At 42.2% G+C, this 17,030-nt stretch carries 9 protein-coding genes; 3 read left to right on the top strand and 6 right to left on the bottom strand.

Going from position 1 to position 17,030, the window contains the following annotated elements:
- The first annotated feature begins 31 nt into the window (after positions 1-31).
- Together OQX61_RS18110 and OQX61_RS18105 are read left to right on the top strand one after the other, a co-directional pair.
- Complete coding sequence (locus OQX61_RS18110; RefSeq protein ID WP_265843212.1) at positions 32-3,463, top strand: TonB-dependent receptor; 3,432 nt, start codon at positions 32-34, stop codon at positions 3,461-3,463.
- A gap of 21 nt (positions 3,464-3,484) precedes the next feature.
- Entirely contained in the window at positions 3,485-5,314 is a 1,830-nt protein-coding gene (locus tag OQX61_RS18105) for a RagB/SusD family nutrient uptake outer membrane protein (RefSeq protein ID WP_265843211.1), read from the top strand.
- Positions 5,315-5,380: 66 nt separating this feature from the next.
- Here the strand turns inward: OQX61_RS18105 and OQX61_RS18100 are convergent, their stop codons facing one another.
- The 3 genes from OQX61_RS18100 to OQX61_RS18090 form a co-directional block, all read right to left on the bottom strand.
- A complete protein-coding gene (locus OQX61_RS18100) occupies positions 5,381-6,115 on the bottom strand; it encodes a head GIN domain-containing protein (RefSeq protein WP_265843210.1) in 735 nt (244 codons plus the stop codon).
- Positions 6,116-6,177: 62 nt separating this feature from the next.
- On the bottom strand, positions 6,178-7,836 hold the full coding sequence (locus OQX61_RS18095) for a M1 family metallopeptidase (RefSeq protein ID WP_265843209.1): 1,659 nt from the start codon (positions 7,834-7,836) through the stop codon (positions 6,178-6,180).
- 7 nt (positions 7,837-7,843) lie between these two features.
- A complete protein-coding gene (locus OQX61_RS18090; protein WP_265843208.1) occupies positions 7,844-9,721 on the bottom strand; it encodes a CocE/NonD family hydrolase in 1,878 nt (625 codons plus the stop codon).
- A 149-nt stretch (positions 9,722-9,870) separates the two neighbouring features.
- Here OQX61_RS18090 and lpdA point away from each other — a divergent pair, with 149 nt between their 5' ends.
- Positions 9,871-11,277 carry a dihydrolipoyl dehydrogenase gene (gene lpdA / locus OQX61_RS18085; RefSeq protein WP_265843207.1) on the top strand — a complete coding sequence of 469 codons (1,407 nt, stop codon included), beginning with the start codon at positions 9,871-9,873 and terminating at the stop codon, positions 11,275-11,277.
- A gap of 108 nt (positions 11,278-11,385) precedes the next feature.
- Here lpdA and OQX61_RS18080 read toward each other — a convergent pair whose 3' ends face one another.
- Genes OQX61_RS18080 through OQX61_RS18070 form a run of 3 tightly spaced genes read right to left on the bottom strand, consistent with a single transcriptional unit; the run spans position 11,386 to position 17,011 of the window.
- Positions 11,386-14,577 (bottom strand): efflux RND transporter permease subunit, encoded by a 3,192-nt coding sequence (locus OQX61_RS18080; protein WP_265843206.1) that lies wholly within the window; start codon positions 14,575-14,577, stop codon positions 11,386-11,388.
- A gap of 38 nt (positions 14,578-14,615) precedes the next feature.
- Positions 14,616-15,680 carry an efflux RND transporter periplasmic adaptor subunit gene (locus OQX61_RS18075; RefSeq protein ID WP_265843205.1) on the bottom strand — a complete coding sequence of 355 codons (1,065 nt, stop codon included), beginning with the start codon at positions 15,678-15,680 and terminating at the stop codon, positions 14,616-14,618.
- Positions 15,677-17,011: a TolC family protein gene (locus OQX61_RS18070; protein ID WP_265843204.1), complete on the bottom strand. Its 1,335-nt coding sequence runs from the start codon at positions 17,009-17,011 to the stop codon at positions 15,677-15,679. Before OQX61_RS18070 ends, OQX61_RS18075 begins: the two co-directional genes overlap by 4 nt.
- Between the last annotated feature and the right edge of the window lie 19 nt (positions 17,012-17,030).

Below are 17,030 nucleotides of genomic sequence, written 5' to 3'. Positions count from 1 at the left end.
CTCATTTTCCTAAACCAAACTATTCAAATGTATGAAAATTTACGATTTAAAATCGTACTGGAATTCCAGTATGGGGAAGAAAATTCTACTCAGCATGAAACTCACCATTATACTGCTAACCACAGTCTTACTGCATGTAAATGCCAGCACCATTGCTCAGAAAAAAGTTACTTTATCGGAGACTAATGCCAGACTTGAAAATGTTTTAAAGTCAATAAAAAAACAAACTGGCTATAATCTGCTCATTATCTCAACCAATATTGATGCAGCGAGACCGGTCACTATAAATGTTAAAAAAGCATCCCTGGAAAGTGTTTTAGCCGCCTGTTTTATCAATCAACCGCTAACCTATGTATTAGAACCGGGAACCATCATTGTCAAAGAGAGACCATCCTTACCCTCGAAAAAGAGTATCGTTAATTTCAAGGTTTCTGGTCTGGTAAAAGATGAAATGGACCTGCCAGTACCTGGTGTTTCCGTCCGTGTAATGGGAACCGATAAAGGTACCGTGACCGGGAATACCGGTAAGTATTCCATTGAAGTGGAGCTGAAAGACAGTTTAGTCTTTGCCTATGTGGGGTATAAAACACAAAAAATTGCGGTGCGTGGCATAGACGATATCAATGTGGTGATGCATTCTGATGAAAATAACCTGAAAGATGTAGTGGTCGTAGGTTACGGTACACAGAAAAAAGAAAGTGTAGTAAGTTCCATTAGCAGTGTAAAAGGGGATCAACTGAGGTTTCCTACGCGGAGTTTAACCAATAATATTGCCGGTCAGGTATCCGGGGTACTCGCGATTCAGCGCTCCGGTGAACCGGGTTATGACAACTCCGATTTTTGGATCAGAGGGATTAGTACTTTTGCCGGGGGGAGTTCTCCGCTGGTACTGGTAGATGGGGTTCCAAGGAAAATCAGTGATATTGAGCCTGATGAAATTGAAACCTTCTCCGTATTGAAGGATGCGGCAGCAACTGCTGTTTATGGTGCTGAGGGTGCGAATGGGGTAATCCTGATCACCTCCAAAAGGGGGAAAGTGCAAAAGCCGGTCATCACTTTCCGGACGGAACATAGTATTGCAAAACCAACGCGGCTTCCGGAATTTGTAGGCTCTGTAGATTATCTGAACTTATACAATGAAGCCCTGGCCAATGATGGTTTATCACCGATATTTTCTGAAGAGCTGATTGATAAATATCGTACCAATGCGGATCCGGACCTCTATCCGAATACCAATTGGATGGACGAGCTGTTGAAAAAGACAACCGCAAATCAGAGGTATACCATTAATGCCCGTGGTGGTACAGAAAAGGCACGTTATTTTGTGTCGGGTGCTTATTACGGAGAAAATGGAATCTTTAAAGATAGTCCTGACAATAGATATGATACTAATATTGGGTTAAAAAGATACAACCTGAGAAGCAATGTAGATCTTGATATTTCTAAGACAACTACCGTTAGTGTAGACCTGAGCGGACAATACCTGATGACCAGTTATCCGGGAATTGGAACCGCTAGTATCTTTCGCCAGATGTTGTTGACGCCACCTTACATTTTCCCTGCAAGATATAGCGATGGAACCATTGCGACTTATAAGCAGGAGCGCGATAACAACATGAGAAATCCTTACAATCAATTGATGAATTCTGGTTATGCGAAGGAATGGAGAAGTGGCATACAATCTAATGTGCGTATCAATCAGAAGTTGAATTTTATCACAGAAGGACTTTCCTTAAGAGGGAACATCAGTTATGACTACGACGGAGATTTCGGTTCGCGCAGGGGCTATAATCCGAGTCGTTATTTCGCAACGGGTAGAGATGCCAATGGTAAGCTGATCTTCTCCAAAACCTTTTCCGGAAGTCCGGATCTGGGAACTGCAACGGCAACGAGTAGCTCAGTAAAGAAAGTTTACATCGAAAGCGCCTTGAATTATAACCGGACTTTTGGCAAGCATACGGTAGGCGCAATGGCCCTATACATGCAAAAGGAAACTCAGAACTGGAATGACCCACTGGCCTTTAGAAAGCAAAGTGTGGTAGGTCGGGTAACCTATGGTTATGATGACCGTTATTTTGTGGAAGGGAATTTTGGTTATACCGGTAGTGAGGCTTTTGCAGAGAATTTCCGTTTTGGATTTTTCCCAGCTGTTGGTCTGGGTTATCAGGTATCTAATGAGAAGTTTTATCCGGAAGCATTGAAACAAGTGGTTTCAAACCTGAAATTTCGTGCCTCTATCGGGCGTACCGGTAACGACAATACAGGAACGGATCGATTTTTATATCGCCCGACCTATGCCATGGATGCCGGAGGTTTTAACCAGGGGATGAGTACTTCCGGAGGTGTAAATGGCTATGGAGCTGGAATTGTGGAAGGACGATTTGAAGCACCATATTTAGTTTGGGAGATCGAAGACAAACAAAATTACGGAGTTAACCTGGGCTTGTTTAATGGAAGAATTGAAATTGAAGCGGATTATTTCAAATCAGAAAGAACAGGAATCTTATTGCAAAGAAAGACTATTCCAAACCTGGCAGGTTTTAGATCGGCACCATGGCAAAATTTTGGTAAGGTGAAAAATCATGGCTTTGACGGAACGATTAATGCCAGGCAGACTATCGGTGAATTTAAACTGAGTGCCAGAGGTACTTATACTTTCGCCAGAAATAAAATTACCGAGTTTGATGAACTGACACAGCCTTATCCATGGATGGCAACTACAGGAACAAGAGTAGGAGAACAGGTGCTTTATATTGCGGATGGACTGTATACCAGAGAAGATTTTACCATCGGCAAAAATCCGAATGGCACGGAATCTTATCAGCTGAAACCAGGCCTGCCAACACCAACACTGGGCGGTTTAATAGGCCCCGGAGATATCAGGTATAAAGACTTAAACGGAGATGGGAAAATCGATGCTTTTGACAGGCAAAGAGGTGGTCTGGCTTATCCGGACAAACCTGAAGTGGTGTATGGTTTTGGTTTAAATGTAGAGTATAAAGGCTTTTATGCCAGTGCATTTTTTCAGGGAACCTCAAATACTTCGGTTATTCTGGGTGGTGTAACCCCTGAAGGTTGGTCTCCATTTACCTGGGGAAATGACCAGTCTAATTATAGAACTTTTGCATTAGACAGGTGGACAGCAGCCAATCCGGACCAAAATGCGCTGATGCCAAGAATCCATAGTGGGAATGTTAATAATGCGAACAATGTGGTAGCCAGTACTTTCTGGCTTAGAAGTGGCAGTTTTCTGCGACTTAAAAACGTAGAGGTTGGTTACAATCTACCGAAGTCATTTCTAAATAAGCTGATGTTACAAACGGCAAGAGTTTATGTAATGGGCTATAATCTGGGTGTTTGGGACGATATCAAGTATTGGGATCCGGAAGTTGGAAATGTCAATGCCGGAAATGCTTATCCCTTGCCAAGTACTTACACCTTCGGTTTAGAAGTGTCTTTTTAAAAACCTATAAATAAGATAAAGATGAAATTAAAAATATGGGTCATTGTATTTTTCTTAATATCGGCCACAACGGCTTGTAAGAAAGGTTATTTAGATGTATCAGATGAATTGGCTGGTGGCTTAACTTCCACAGATCAGATTTTTGAAAACCCTGGTTATACCAAGCGCTGGTATGCCAATGTGATGTCAGGAGTACCGGATTATTCTACCATTATTGGAGTAGGTATGAACGGGCTTCATAATCCCTGGACAGCCATGACCGACGAACTTACGGTGGGTTATGGAGATGCAGCAAGGTATAATATTTCCGCTAAGAACAGCACCAATATGGGCTTTCAAAGATGGGGAACGCTGTATCAGTTGATCCGGCAGGCCAATATTTTCCTGGAAAAAGCGAAGCCGATTATGTCCACCGGATCGGATGCAGATCAGCTTACAGAAGCAGAATTTAAGACGATGAGAGCAAATACGCTGTTTATGCGCGCCTATTATCATTATTTGTTGTTCGAGCAATATGGGCCTATCCCAATCCTCGATCATTCGTTGGAACCTACTGCTGATCTTGATCTGCCAAGACGACCATTGGATGAGGTAATTGCTTTTATTGATCAGGAACTGACTAATGCCGCGACTTTATTGCCGCAGTCGGCGATTACAGATGAGCAGTATCTGGCAAATCCGACGAAGGGTGTGGCCCTGGCCGTGAAAGCAAAGCTCTGGATGTATGCAGCCAGTCCTTTGTTAAACGGTGGTTATACACCGGCTTTAGCGTTGATCAACCCGGATGGGAAGCGATTATTCCCGGCAAAAGATCCTGCCAAATGGACGAAAGCTGTTGCCGCATTAAAGGAATTCATAGATTTCGCCGAACAGGGGAATTATGAGTTGTATAAGGCTTATACAAATGGCCTGCTGGATCCCGATAAATCGGTGTATGATCTTTTTCAGGTGTATAATAAAGAGATCATTTGGGCGACTTCAAAAAATGGATTTGCGGGTATGGATGGTGATCAGTTAGACCGTCGCTCTACACCGAGAAGTGAACCTAATGGTTTAGGAAGCACTGGTGTGGTTCAGGAATTGGTAGATGATTTCTATATGAAAGATGGTCTTCCGATAAATGATGCTGGATTTTTGCCTGCTTCACCACTGTATACAGAGACGGGTAAAAGTGCTTATAACGGGGTTAATGTGTCAAATATGTATGTGAACAGGGAAGCTCGTTTTTATAATACGGTGTTTTTTGCCGGAAGAAAGTGGCATATTTCTAATAAAGAGATCAATTTCTTTGTGGGTTCTCCAAACGACAGGAGTGGTCAGTATACCCTGAGCGGTTATATGCTTTATAAACGTTTCAATAGAAAAGTTCATAAAACCAGTCCGGGGGTAGCTAATGTGTTCCGGCCTTCTATCGTTTTCAGGCTAGCAGAGTTTTATTTGCTCTATGCTGAGGCCTTGAATGAAGTAGATCCTTCAAACGCATTGATCCTTAAATATGTGAATATGGTTAGGGAAAGAGCCGGAATTCCGAAGTTGGAAACGCTTAATTCCTCGATTTCCGGGAATCAGGAGCTTCAACGTGCAGCCATCAGAAGAGAAAGCAGGGTAGAGCTTTGCACCGAAGGACAGCGTTATTTTGATGTGCGTAGGTGGATGATTGCCGAAAATCCTTCCGGGAAGGGTAAACAAGGAGGAGCTTTTTATGGCATGAATATGAACGGTGATGCCAATACTTTTTTTCAAAGAGTAGTGGTAGAAACCAGGGTATTTGAGACCAAACAATACCTGCAGCCGATTGCTTATAATGAATTGGAGAAAGGGAAGAATCTGGTACAGAACCCGGGTTGGTAATAGAAAGTCCATAGAAAAGCCCCGTGTCTAAATTGAGACACGGGGCTTTTTTTATCCAGGAAGTTTCTAATCCGATTTTCTTACTCTTCCGGAACCAGATGCTGTTTTGGTTACTGTTGGATTTCCGGTGTAGTTTACGCTGCCAGAACCACTGGTGGCTGCATCCAGGCTTTTTTGTACATCAATGTGGACTGATCCCGAACCGCTAACATGTGCATCAACATCCTCTGCTGAGAATGCTCTGCCGGAAAATCCTCCGGATCCACTAACAGCTATTTCCGCTTTTTTTGCTTTTCCGCTGATGTTCATACCGCCGGAACCACTAATGGCAGCTTCAAAATTCTGGGCATTCACGCTGGCTTTAATATTTCCGGAGCCACTAAGTGCCACATCTAATGAACTGGTATTTATAGTTTGTTCCACTTCAATACTTCCTGATCCCGACATCGCCAGGCTGGTTAGCTTTTTAGCGGTGATGTAAGCCGTCACTTTGGTATTGCCATATTTCTTGAACCATTGTTTCCATTCTGATTTTTTAGGCCTGATGGATAAGGTTCCATCTTTCACTTCTGTAATCAGCTGGTCTATGGCTTCCTGGTCGCCTTCCAGCCTTAAGCTTTCCGTGTTTCCAAGTTTTACATATACCTTAAGGGAGCCGCCAACGGCTATTCCTGTGAAGTTGCTCACTTTTCTTTCTTCATCCAAAAGATGGGTAGCGCTGATTCTTATAGCTGCATTAGCCTGGCTGTATAATCCAAGGCTTAATAATGCAAATGATAATAGTAAACTTAATTTTTTCATATTGTTTCGGTTTTCTATAAGACGCAGCGCTATTCCCTTTTGTTGCAGTGTTTTGTGAATATTTATAATATATTTTTAGTTTTTATATAAAAGTTAGGATCTGCCTGGAAATTATCCGGAGTTATTCCATCTTTTAAAATGATGGTTTTCCATTTTGTGGTCGGGTAAATCAGGGAGAATTCGCCGGGTTTCAAGCTTACTTTTACCGGCATATCAAACCCTTTTACGGTTTCCGTCCAGCGGTAAGTCAGTTTGTTTCCCTCGATTTTATATTCCAGTACCGGAACCATTGTGGTTCTCAAATACTGATCGAATACTTTGCTGAGCTTTAACCCACTTTGTTTGGCGATATAGTTTTCTATTTCTTCGGTAGTAACGGTTTTATGGTAAAAGGTTTTGTTCATCCCTCTCAGGATGCCTCTGAACTTTTCGTCATCGTTGATCAGTTGTCTGATGGTATGTACCATATTGGCACCTTTATAATACATATCTCCGGAACCTTCATGGTTGACACCATAGGTACCTATGATTGGTATATCGTTGGCAATGGCCTTTCTGATTCCGATGACATAGGCGCTACTTGCTTCTTTTCCTTGTGTAGATTCGGTAAACAAGGTCTCAGAATAGTTGGTAAAGCTTTCATGGATCCACATATCAGCAATATCTTTGGCGGTGATATTGTTTCCAAACCACTCATGCCCGCTTTCATGGATGGTAATGAAATCGAATTTCATGCCATAGCCTGAACCGGAAAGGTCCCGGCCTAAATAGCCTTTTTTAAACTGGTTGCCATAAGCAACTGCGCTCTGGTGCTCCATACCAAGGTGTGGTGCCTGAACCAGTTTATAACCGTCTTCATAGAATGGATAGGGGCCAAACCAGTGTTCAAATGACTTGAGCATCGGTTTTACATCGGCATCCCAGTGTGGACGTGCCCTGGTGCTGTCTTCTTTTAAAGACCAGTAATCGATATCGAGTTTTCCTTTTTCACCTGGAAACTCATCGGTCCAGTGTGCATATTTCCCAATATACAAGGCTACGTTATAGTTGTTGATCGGGTTGCTGACAAACCAGTTGTATTGCGTATAGCCATCAGGTTTTTCCACGATGTTTCTTAAGCGTCCGTTGGAAACGTCCTGAAGTCCTTTAGGCACACTGATACTGATCATCATGCTGTCTACTTCATCACTTTGATGGTCTTTTGTTGGCCACCAGCTGCTGGCACCCAATCCCTGACAGGCCATAGATACCCATGGATTGCCCGATTTGTCTTTACTGAAAATAAAGCCGCCATCCCATGGTGGTGTTTTGGCAATGATCGGATTTCCCGAGTAAAAAACGGTGAAGCTTTCTTTACTGCCTTTTTTTATGATTGTAGGGAAGGTTACAAATACGGCATTGAATTCCCTTGTGAAAGGAAGTTCCTGGTTTTTGTAGATTACCTTTTCTACTTTCAGGTTGGCAAACAGGTCGAATTGTAGCTTATTGAAATTCTGAGTGGCGGTAAAGCGGAATTCATTGCTGCCGCTGATGGCCTTCTGGTCAATGTCGACTTTCACATCGAGGTGGTAGTAATTGATATCGTAACAACTGCGCAAGGGACTTAAAGTGCCTCTAAGGGTATCTGCGCGACTAAACGCGGGCTTCGGCTTCATCAACTGTGCCTTAGCCAGCTGGCTGATGCTGGCTAAGGTCAGGAATAGGTATAAAATCTTTTTCATTTTTAAATTAAGGCTTTAACAGGGTTACTGATATCGCTGAGGCATTATTGGTATCGTGGTAAATGCGGTGTGTTGCTTTTTTAAAATCACTGTCTGCCGCATGGTAGATGTCTGTAAATATCTGCGGGTTTCTGTCTACCAATGGGAACCAGGAGTTTTGAACCTGGATCATGATGCGGTGGCCTTTTTTGAAGGTATGCGCCACATCAGGAATGCTGTAGTTTACTTTGGTGATTTGTCCGGGTGTAAATGGTTCAGGATTCTCAAAACTGTTTCTGAATTTCCCGCGCATCACTTCGCCGCGTACCAGCATTTGATAGCCACCCATGATGATGTTTTTAGGGTTTGGCTCCATTGCAACGGCATCCTCAGGGTATACATCGATCAGTTTGACTACATAATCTGCGTCGGTTCCGGTGGTAGAAACCACCAGATTTGCCATTAACGGGCCTGCCATGGTCATATCTTCCGTCAATACTGCGGTTTGAAAAACCTGTACATCCGGTCGGCGGGCAGCAAAGCGCTGGTCATCGATCATGTATTCTCTGGTTCTTCTCGCTTGTACGCCATCCTGATAAGGAACTGGTGCATTAGGATCGCTTTCATATTGGTTAAAGCTCTCTTTAGCGTTTGGTTTTTCGAAACTCAATTTTCCTTCCGGCTGGAAGTAAAGGTTTTTTGTTTCTGTGTTTTTTGGTGGCCAGGTTTCAAAACCTTTCCATTCATTACTACCGGTTACGAAGATATTGGCTTCTGCAAGTTTAGCATCGGCTGAATTTTTCAGGTATTGCATAAAGAAAGGGAATTCCAGGTTTTTCTGGTACGAGGTACTGGTTGCTTGTCCGAAGTTGATGTCGCCGAAGCTTTCGCCGGTACTTCTTGACCATCCGCCATGGAACCATGGGCCCATGACAAGGTTATTTTTTGCCCCCGGGTTTTGATCTTCAATTGCTTTATAAGTATGTAATGCACCATAAGCATCTTCGGCATCAAAGAATCCGCCAACCACGAGTACTGCTGGTTTTACGCCTTTTAAATGTGGTCTGATGTTCCTGTTCTTCCAGAACTCATCATAGTTACCATGTGCCATCAGGTCGTTCCAGAACTGAATGCTATCAGCGAAGTATTTTTCTTTCACATTTTTTAACGCCCCTAAATCCAGGTAAAAGCGGTAATTGTCGGTGATTCCATAATGGAAAGGTTTAGGTCCTTTATCCGGGGTGATGGGTTTTGGTCTGGGTACGCCAAAAGAGGAGTAAAAGCTAAAGGCATCTGCCAGCATAAAAGCGCCGTTGTGGTGAAAGTCATCACCCAAAAACCAGTCGGTAACCGGTGCTTGTGGCGATACTGCTTTTAGTGCTTTATGTGCACCTGGCAATGCTGCCGAGGAGTAAAATCCCGGGTAGGAGGTGCCATAGATTCCGGCTTTGCCGTTGTTGTCAGGGATGTTTTTAAGCAGCCATTCGATGGTGTCATAAGTATCAGAACTCTCATCGATATCTTTCCTTCCTTTCTTTTGACCGTTATGTGGCCTTACATCAACAAATTCGCCTTCGCTCATCCATTTTCCGCGGACATCCTGGTACACGAAAATAAAGCCTTCTCTAAGAAATAGCGGAGAGGGGCCAAGCGTGGTTTTGAATTTATCTTCACCGTAAGGGGAAACCGTATAAGGAGTCCTGTTGATCATGAAGGGGTATTTGTTCTTTTTATCCTTCGGGATATAAATGGCAGTAAATAATTTAATGCCGTCGCGCATTGCGATATTGCGTTCTATTTTTGTGTAATTCTGGCGTACATACGCGGAATCAGACAGCTGTGCGAAGCCGGAGGTGCCTGTGAAAAGCAGCAGGACGGCCAGCCATGAAAATTTAAAGCGGGTCATGTTGGGTCTTGTTTTTTATGGAAGCTTAAATATACAGAAATCGTCACTTCATTTTTGAGTATGTAACATTAAAGATGAGGAAAGAATTGCTTTTAGGGGGATTATTAGGATAGGTTTATTAACTTTGTTCCACAAAAAAAAACCTTAATATGCAATACGATGTAGTTGTTATTGGCTCCGGCCCGGGCGGTTATGTTGGCGCAATCAGATGTGCTCAACTTGGCTTAAAAACGGCAGTGATAGAAAAATATAAAACTTTTGGGGGAACCTGCTTGAACGTAGGTTGTATTCCTTCAAAGGCATTGTTAGACTCTTCAGAGCATTTTCACAATGCTGCACATACTTTCCAGACTCATGGAATTAACCTTAAAGATCTGAAAGTGGATATGCCACAAATGATCGCTCGTAAGGATGATGTAGTGGCTCAGAATACTGCCGGAATTCAATACCTCTTCAAAAAAAATAAAATTGATTCTTTCCAGGGATTAGGTTCTTTCGTTGACAAGAACACGATTAAAATCACTAAAGAAGACGGAAGTACAGAAACAATTACGGCTAAAAATGTGATCATCGCTTCAGGTTCTAAACCAACAGCACTTCCATTTTTACCGATTGATAAAAAGAGAATCATTACTTCAACAGAAGCATTGAACATCAAAGAAGTACCGAAAGAAATGGTCGTAATTGGTGGTGGTGTAATCGGATTAGAATTGGGTTCTGTTTACGCACGTTTAGGTACTAAAGTATCTGTAGTTGAATTCATGCCGTCAATCATTGGAACAATGGATGCTGGTTTAGGAAAAGAATTGCAACGTGTATTGAAAAAATCTTTAGGCATGGAGTTCTTTATGGGTCATAAAGTAACTGGTGCAACTGCTAAAGGTAAACGTGTTACGGTTACTGCTGAAAACGCAAAAGGTGTTGTAGTTAGCCTTGAGGCTGATTACTGTATCGTTGCAGTAGGTCGTACGGCTTATACTGAAGGATTAGGATTAGAAAATATTGGCATCAAAACAGAAGATCGTGGCAACAAGATCCCTGTAAATAATCATTTAGAAACTTCGGTTCCTGGTGTTTATGCAATTGGTGACGTGATTACAGGTGCAATGCTTGCCCATAAAGCAGAAGATGAAGGTATTTATGTTGCGGAAACTTTAGCCGGACAAAAACCACACATCAACTATAACCTGATTCCAGGTGTAGTATATACCTGGCCGGAAGTAGCATCAGTAGGTTTTACTGAAGAGCAACTGAAAGAAAAAGGTACGGCTTATAAAGCAGGTTCATTCCCTTTCAAAGCTAGTGGACGTGCAAAAGCAAGTATGGATACCGATGGTTTCGTGAAAGTATTGGCAGATGCTGCTACTGATGAAATCTTAGGTGTACACATGATTGGTCCACGTGCAGCAGATATGATCGCTGAGGCGGTGGTAGCAATGGAATTCCGTGCTTCAGCAGAAGACATCGCGAGAATTTGCCATGCGCACCCAACTTATACAGAAGCATTAAAAGAAGCAGCTATGGCTGCAACTGAAAACAGAGCGATACATATTTAAGGTATTGTTTTGATAAAGGAGAAACCTCACAGCAATGTGGGGTTTCTTTGTTTACAAAAAAAGAGGAATCTGCATTTGCAAATTCCTCTTTTTTATGAGCTGGCTGGTTTAGTGTTTACCGTCCAGGTCGTATTCTTTTACATCTTTATGGTCGTATGGTTCTGCAATCAGCTCTTCCATTGACTTGCCTTTTTTGTTGAAGCCAAATCTGGTTAAGATATTATCAAAGATCTGATACATTACCGGTACTACGATTAGCGTCAGGAACAGGGAACTGGTTAGTCCACCTACAATTACCCATGCCAGACCGTTTTTCCATTCCGCACCGGCACCACTGGCCAATGCAATAGGAAGCATACCGATTACCATGGCAATCGTGGTCATCAGGATCGGACGTAAACGTGCATGGTTGGCTAGAATAAGCGCTTCATGAGTCGATTTACCTTCTGCTTTCATCTGGTTCGTAAAATCGACCAGGATGATCGCATTTTTCGCTACCAGACCGATCAGCATGATCAATCCTAAGATCGTAAAGATACCTAATGAGTTGTTGGTTATAGCTAAGGCTAGTAAGGCACCGATTACCGATAAAGGAATCGAGAACATCACCACTAAAGGATAAACAAAACTGTCGTATAAGGCTACCATAATCAGGTATACTAAAATAACAGAAGCCATCATTGCGATACCTAAAGTACCGAAACCTTCACTTTGGTTTTCCTGGTCACCACCCCATACATAACTTACGCCAACTGGTTTTTTCAGTTTGCCATTGTTTTCGAGTTCAATCAGTTTATTCTGTAGTTCTGTTACGATGGTACCTGTTGGCCTACCGATAGACTGTGCTTTTACAGAAACAGAAGTACTCTTATCTCTACGTTCCAGCTGACTTGGGCCTGAACCCTCTTTGATGTCGGCGAACTGAATCAGTTTCACTTTTTCACCTTTGTCGTTGATAAAAGTCAGGTTTCTTACATCGTCGATGTTACGACGGTTAAAGCTTTGGAACTGGATGTTGATGTCGTATTCGTATTCACCTTTACGGTATTTACCGTCTGTATTTCCACTAAATGCAGTTTGCATGGTCATACCGACAGTTTGCAGGGTCAATCCTAAAGCAGCCATCTTATCACGGTCTACCTGAACATTGATTTCCGGGCTACCTTTTTCTACAGATAATTTTACCTCTGCTGAACCCGGGATGCCTCTTAAGACTTCCATTGCACCTTCTGCGTATTTCATGGCGCTATCCAGATCGGAGCCCATGACTACCAGGTCAATCGGTGCATTTTCAGCAATACCTAAAATACTGATCGGTACTGTTTTTACTTTCGCACCAACCAGGAATTTCGACAACTCACGACTTACTTTCGTGGCATAAATATCGGATGCATCTGCACGGTCCTTGCGTTCTACTAATTTTACGTTGATCTCAGACTTGTAAGCGGTAGCCTGAGAAGCACCCATATCACCACTGGATTGTCCAACGGTAGTAATCATTTGTGTGATCTCCGGTTTCTTCGCTAAGAACGCTTCTGCACTTTGTGTGAACTGGTTTGTTTTTTCCAGAGAAGCATCTTTAGGAAGCTCAATCTGTACTAAAAACTCTCCTTTATCACTCTTAGGGAAGAACTCTGTACCGATGAAACCACCGATCGTTAATCCACATGAACTCAATAGGAGCATAAATACACCGATAATGGTGATGGCTTTATGACGCAAAGTCCATTCTAAGATACTAGTTACCCAAACGGTAAATTTATGTAGTTGTTTCTCGAACCAGAGAATGAAACGTCCGAAAGCATTTTTACCTTCAATTTTTTCCAGTTTACCGAAACGTGATGATAATAAGGGAACGATAGTAAATGAAGTGACTAATGATAATAAGGTTGCGATAATTACCACCACACAGAACTGACGCAGGATATTAGAAACCAATCCTGAACTGACAGCAATCGGGAAGAACACCACCACAATTACCAAAGTAATGGAAACTACGGTAAAGCCAATTTCGGCGGTTGCATCATAAGCTGCACGAACACGGTTTTTACCCATCTCCATGTGTCTGTAGATGTTTTCCAGTACCACAATCGCATCATCCACCAGGATACCTACCACGAGTGATAGTCCAAGTAGTGACATTAAGTTTAAGGTATAGCCAAATAAGCTCATCCCGATAAATGTAGCAATCAGGGAAGCTGGAATGGATACCATTACAATTGCCGCGTTACGTAAACTGTGGAGGAAGAACAACATCACGAAAGCTACGAGGATAATTGCCATGATTAAATCGTGGATTACCGCATCAGCTGATTCTAATGTAAAGATGGAACTGTCGTTTGCAATGATGATTTTTAATTCGTTTGCTTTGTAGTCTTTTTCAAGGGTTTCCACAATTTTGTGCATGCCTTTACTTACTTCTACCGCATTCGCATCAGATTGTTTAATGATCTGAATCGCAATCGCTCCTTTTCTGTCAATACGTGCAATTTTTTCTACCTCTTTTTGTGCATCCTGAACATCGGCCACATCGCTCAATCTGATCTGTGCGCCGGTTTTGCTGGTTGCAACCACAAGGTTTCTCAATTCATCAACCGATTTAAATTTACCGGAAAGACGGATTAACACGTCCTGGTTTTCCGTTTTCACACTTCCGGTAGGGAAGTCGAGGTTGGAAGTCAGGATGGCTTGTTGAATTTGTGGAATAGAAAGGTTGTAGCCTTCAATTTTAGCGGCATTTAATCCAACAACGATTTCACGTTCTGAACCACCAACCAGGTTGACTTGCGCCACACCTGATACCCTGGAAAGGATCGGGGCAATCCGTTTATCGATTAAGTCGTAGAACGCTGCATCATCCATTTTGGCGGATGCTGACATCGTGATAACCGGTAAATCATCCAGTGAGAACTTATTCAGGGATGGTTGTTTTACATCCGTTGGTAAATCAGCAAGGATAGAGTTTACTTTACGTTGCGCCTCATTCAATGATAAATCCACATTGGCTTTATCATTCAGGGTGATGGTCACTACGGATAAACTCTCATAAGATACCGCGTTTAGTTTCTTAATGTTCTCCATAGAGGAGACGGCATCTTCAATCTTCTTGGTTACGGTATTCTCTACCTCATTAGGTGAAGCACCTGGATATACCGTAGAAATAGAGACTACGTTATTGGAGAACTTTGGTAATAATTCATAGCTCAGGCTAAAGTAGCTCAACAGCCCCATCAGCGTTAGCGCGGTAAAAACCACGATAACGAGTGTTGGGCGCTTTATAGAAATTTCTGTTATTTTCATCAGAATAGTTTTGTTATATATTCATGCTAAAGTGTTGGTTATTTTACAGGAACAACCGGCGTTCCATCAACTAAGTTGATTTGTCCACTGGTGATCACTGTTTCGCCTTCTTTCAGGCCATCCAGCACTTCAACGTTTTCTCCAAGGATTCTACCTGCTACTACTTTACGCAATACTGCTTTATTTCCTTCACCTAATACAAAGATCTGGTTGCTACTCACACTACCGAAGAATGCACCACGAGGGATGATAATCGTAGGGGCAAGGTGTGGGAATTTGAAGATTGCAGTACCGTACATACCTGCTTTAATCGTGTTTTTCTTGTTGTTTTCTACCAATAGTTCAACAGGGAAATTCAGGGAAGCATCAGCTTTTGGTGCGATAAACGTGATTTTTCCTTCGAAGTTATCAGTTGGGAAAACAGTTGTTTTGATCGGCACCTGATCACCAAGCTTTAAGTTAGCTACCTGAGATTCGTCAACATTTACTTTTAGTTTCAATTTAGAAACATCTACCAGTTCGAACAATTGTGTACCCTGAGCATTTGCATAGGCACCAACTTCCACGAATTTTTTGTTGACAACACCATTGATCGGAGACCTCATGTTGGCATCACTCACTCTTTTTTGTGAGCTCTGTAGTCTTAATCTGGCATTTTTAACAGCCAGTTTCGCCTGATCTAATTGTTGTTGTGTTACGCCACCTGTCTGGAAAGAGCTCGCATACCTTGCTTCATCTCTGATTGCATTCTGAAGGGTTGCTTCTGCGGTTTCTTTATCCGTATTTAAGATTTCGGCATCAATACGTGCCAATGGCTGACCTTTAGTTACTCTGTCTCCTTCTTTTACGTAAATATGGGTCACACGACCTGCTATTTCCGCCATATAAATCAATTCCTGAATAGGTGCAAAGATTCCGTTAACGCTAAAATCAAGGTTAACAGCTTCTTTTTTCGCTACTTCTGTACGAACAGAAATTGCACCGCTACCTTCTGCAACAATTGCCGTTTTTTCTGCATTTTTCTTTTTATTGTTTTTCAACACCAGGGCGATCCCGACTATGGCAATTATGATTACTAAGGCTGTAATGATTCCTTTTTTCATTGTAGTAGTGATTTTATATTTCCGTTTGATTTGATTAATTGTATTTCGGCAATCTTATAGTTCAATAAGGCCTGGGTATAGCTGTTCTGTGCTTCAGTAAGCGCATTTTCTGTATCTAACAAGTCTGTTAATGCAGCAAGACCGTTGTTGTAATTGTTTTGAGTGCTGTTGTAAATCTCCTGAGCAAGCAATACGTTTGCGCGTTGAGAATTAATGGTGTTCAGACTGTTTTTCAATTGGATCTTTGCATTTTCATAAGAGAGGTTTAACGCATTGCGGGTTTCTCTTCTGTCTTCTGTTGCTTTTTTCAATTCTACATCTGCCTGACGAACTCTGGAACGCGTAGCGAAACCATTGAAAATCGGCACTTTTAAGGTCAGGCCAACTGCTGAGGCACCGTACCAGAACGCATTACCATTGGATTTGAATAAATCAAATTTATCACTTTGTCCAGTGTAAGAATAGTTTGCAGCTAAGGAAAGCGTAGGGTAGTATTCTGCTACATAGGCCTTGCGTTGCAAAGTAAGTAGCTCTTTTTGAATGTTTAACAGCTTCATTTCCGTTCTGCCTTCTATGTTTACAGAATCTGATAATGTAGGAAGCGTTGGGTTACGGTCTAATTCCGTTTTAGGTAAATTGATGACCGTTTCTACCGGCATGCCCATTGAGAACTTCAATTGGTTTTCCAGTTGAATGATGGCATTCAGCGTTTGCTCACGTCTGGTTTCCAGGTTGGTCAGGTTTACCTTGATTCTATCTACATCAATTTTTCTGGCCAAACCATTTTTATATTGATTGCCAATGATTTTTTCTACTACTTTCACATTTTTGATATTGGTATCAATCACGTTTAGTTGTTGTCTGTTGACCAATACCTGATAGTAATTGTTGGCTACCTGCTCAATGATCTGTTCGTCAGTTAACTCAGCGTTGGCATTATAATAGCTTTCGCTGGTTCTTGCGGCCTTTAAGCCAGTAAAAACCTGTTGGTTAAATAACTGCTGATTCAATTGAATTCCGGCATTTGAGTTCCATGCTCTACCCATTGGGAAGGATAAATCCGGTCCGACTACCAGTTGTCCAACTACAGGGTTATAGGTTAATCCTGCATTTCCTGTTACTGTTGGAAGTGCCTGAGCTCTGATTTCCTCTGTTTTATAACGGCCTCCTTCTATATCCAGTTTCGCCTTGCGCGAATTTGCGCTGTTTTGAATGGCGTAGTTTAGGGCGTCTTTGAGATTCAGCGTTTGCTGAGCGCTTGCTACATTAGATAATAACAATCCCAGCAGCAGTAGTGGGATCAGTCTTACCTGTTTAATTATAGTATTCATGTTTATTATAATTTTTGGT

It is taken from the genome of Pedobacter sp. PLR, from assembly GCF_026239675.1.
GTDB lineage: Bacteria > Bacteroidota > Bacteroidia > Sphingobacteriales > Sphingobacteriaceae > Pedobacter.
Note: the sequence above shows the minus strand (reverse complement) of the source record. Positions and strands in the feature narration are given on the sequence as shown.

Excerpts from the sequence above, each read along its gene's own strand:
- OQX61_RS18110 (WP_265843212.1), top strand. The coding sequence starts at position 32 with ATGAAAATTTACGATTTAAAATCGTACTGGAATTCCAGTATGGGGAAG.
- OQX61_RS18080 (WP_265843206.1), bottom strand. The coding sequence starts at position 14,577 with ATGAAAATAACAGAAATTTCTATAAAGCGCCCAACACTCGTTATCGTG.
- OQX61_RS18070 (WP_265843204.1), bottom strand. The coding sequence starts at position 17,011 with ATGAATACTATAATTAAACAGGTAAGACTGATCCCACTACTGCTGCTG.
- OQX61_RS18105 (WP_265843211.1), top strand. The coding sequence starts at position 3,485 with ATGAAATTAAAAATATGGGTCATTGTATTTTTCTTAATATCGGCCACA.
- lpdA (WP_265843207.1), top strand. The coding sequence starts at position 9,871 with ATGCAATACGATGTAGTTGTTATTGGCTCCGGCCCGGGCGGTTATGTT.
- OQX61_RS18075 (WP_265843205.1), bottom strand. The coding sequence starts at position 15,680 with ATGAAAAAAGGAATCATTACAGCCTTAGTAATCATAATTGCCATAGTC.
- OQX61_RS18100 (WP_265843210.1), bottom strand. The coding sequence starts at position 6,115 with ATGAAAAAATTAAGTTTACTATTATCATTTGCATTATTAAGCCTTGGA.
- OQX61_RS18095 (WP_265843209.1), bottom strand. The coding sequence starts at position 7,836 with ATGAAAAAGATTTTATACCTATTCCTGACCTTAGCCAGCATCAGCCAG.
- OQX61_RS18090 (WP_265843208.1), bottom strand. The coding sequence starts at position 9,721 with ATGACCCGCTTTAAATTTTCATGGCTGGCCGTCCTGCTGCTTTTCACA.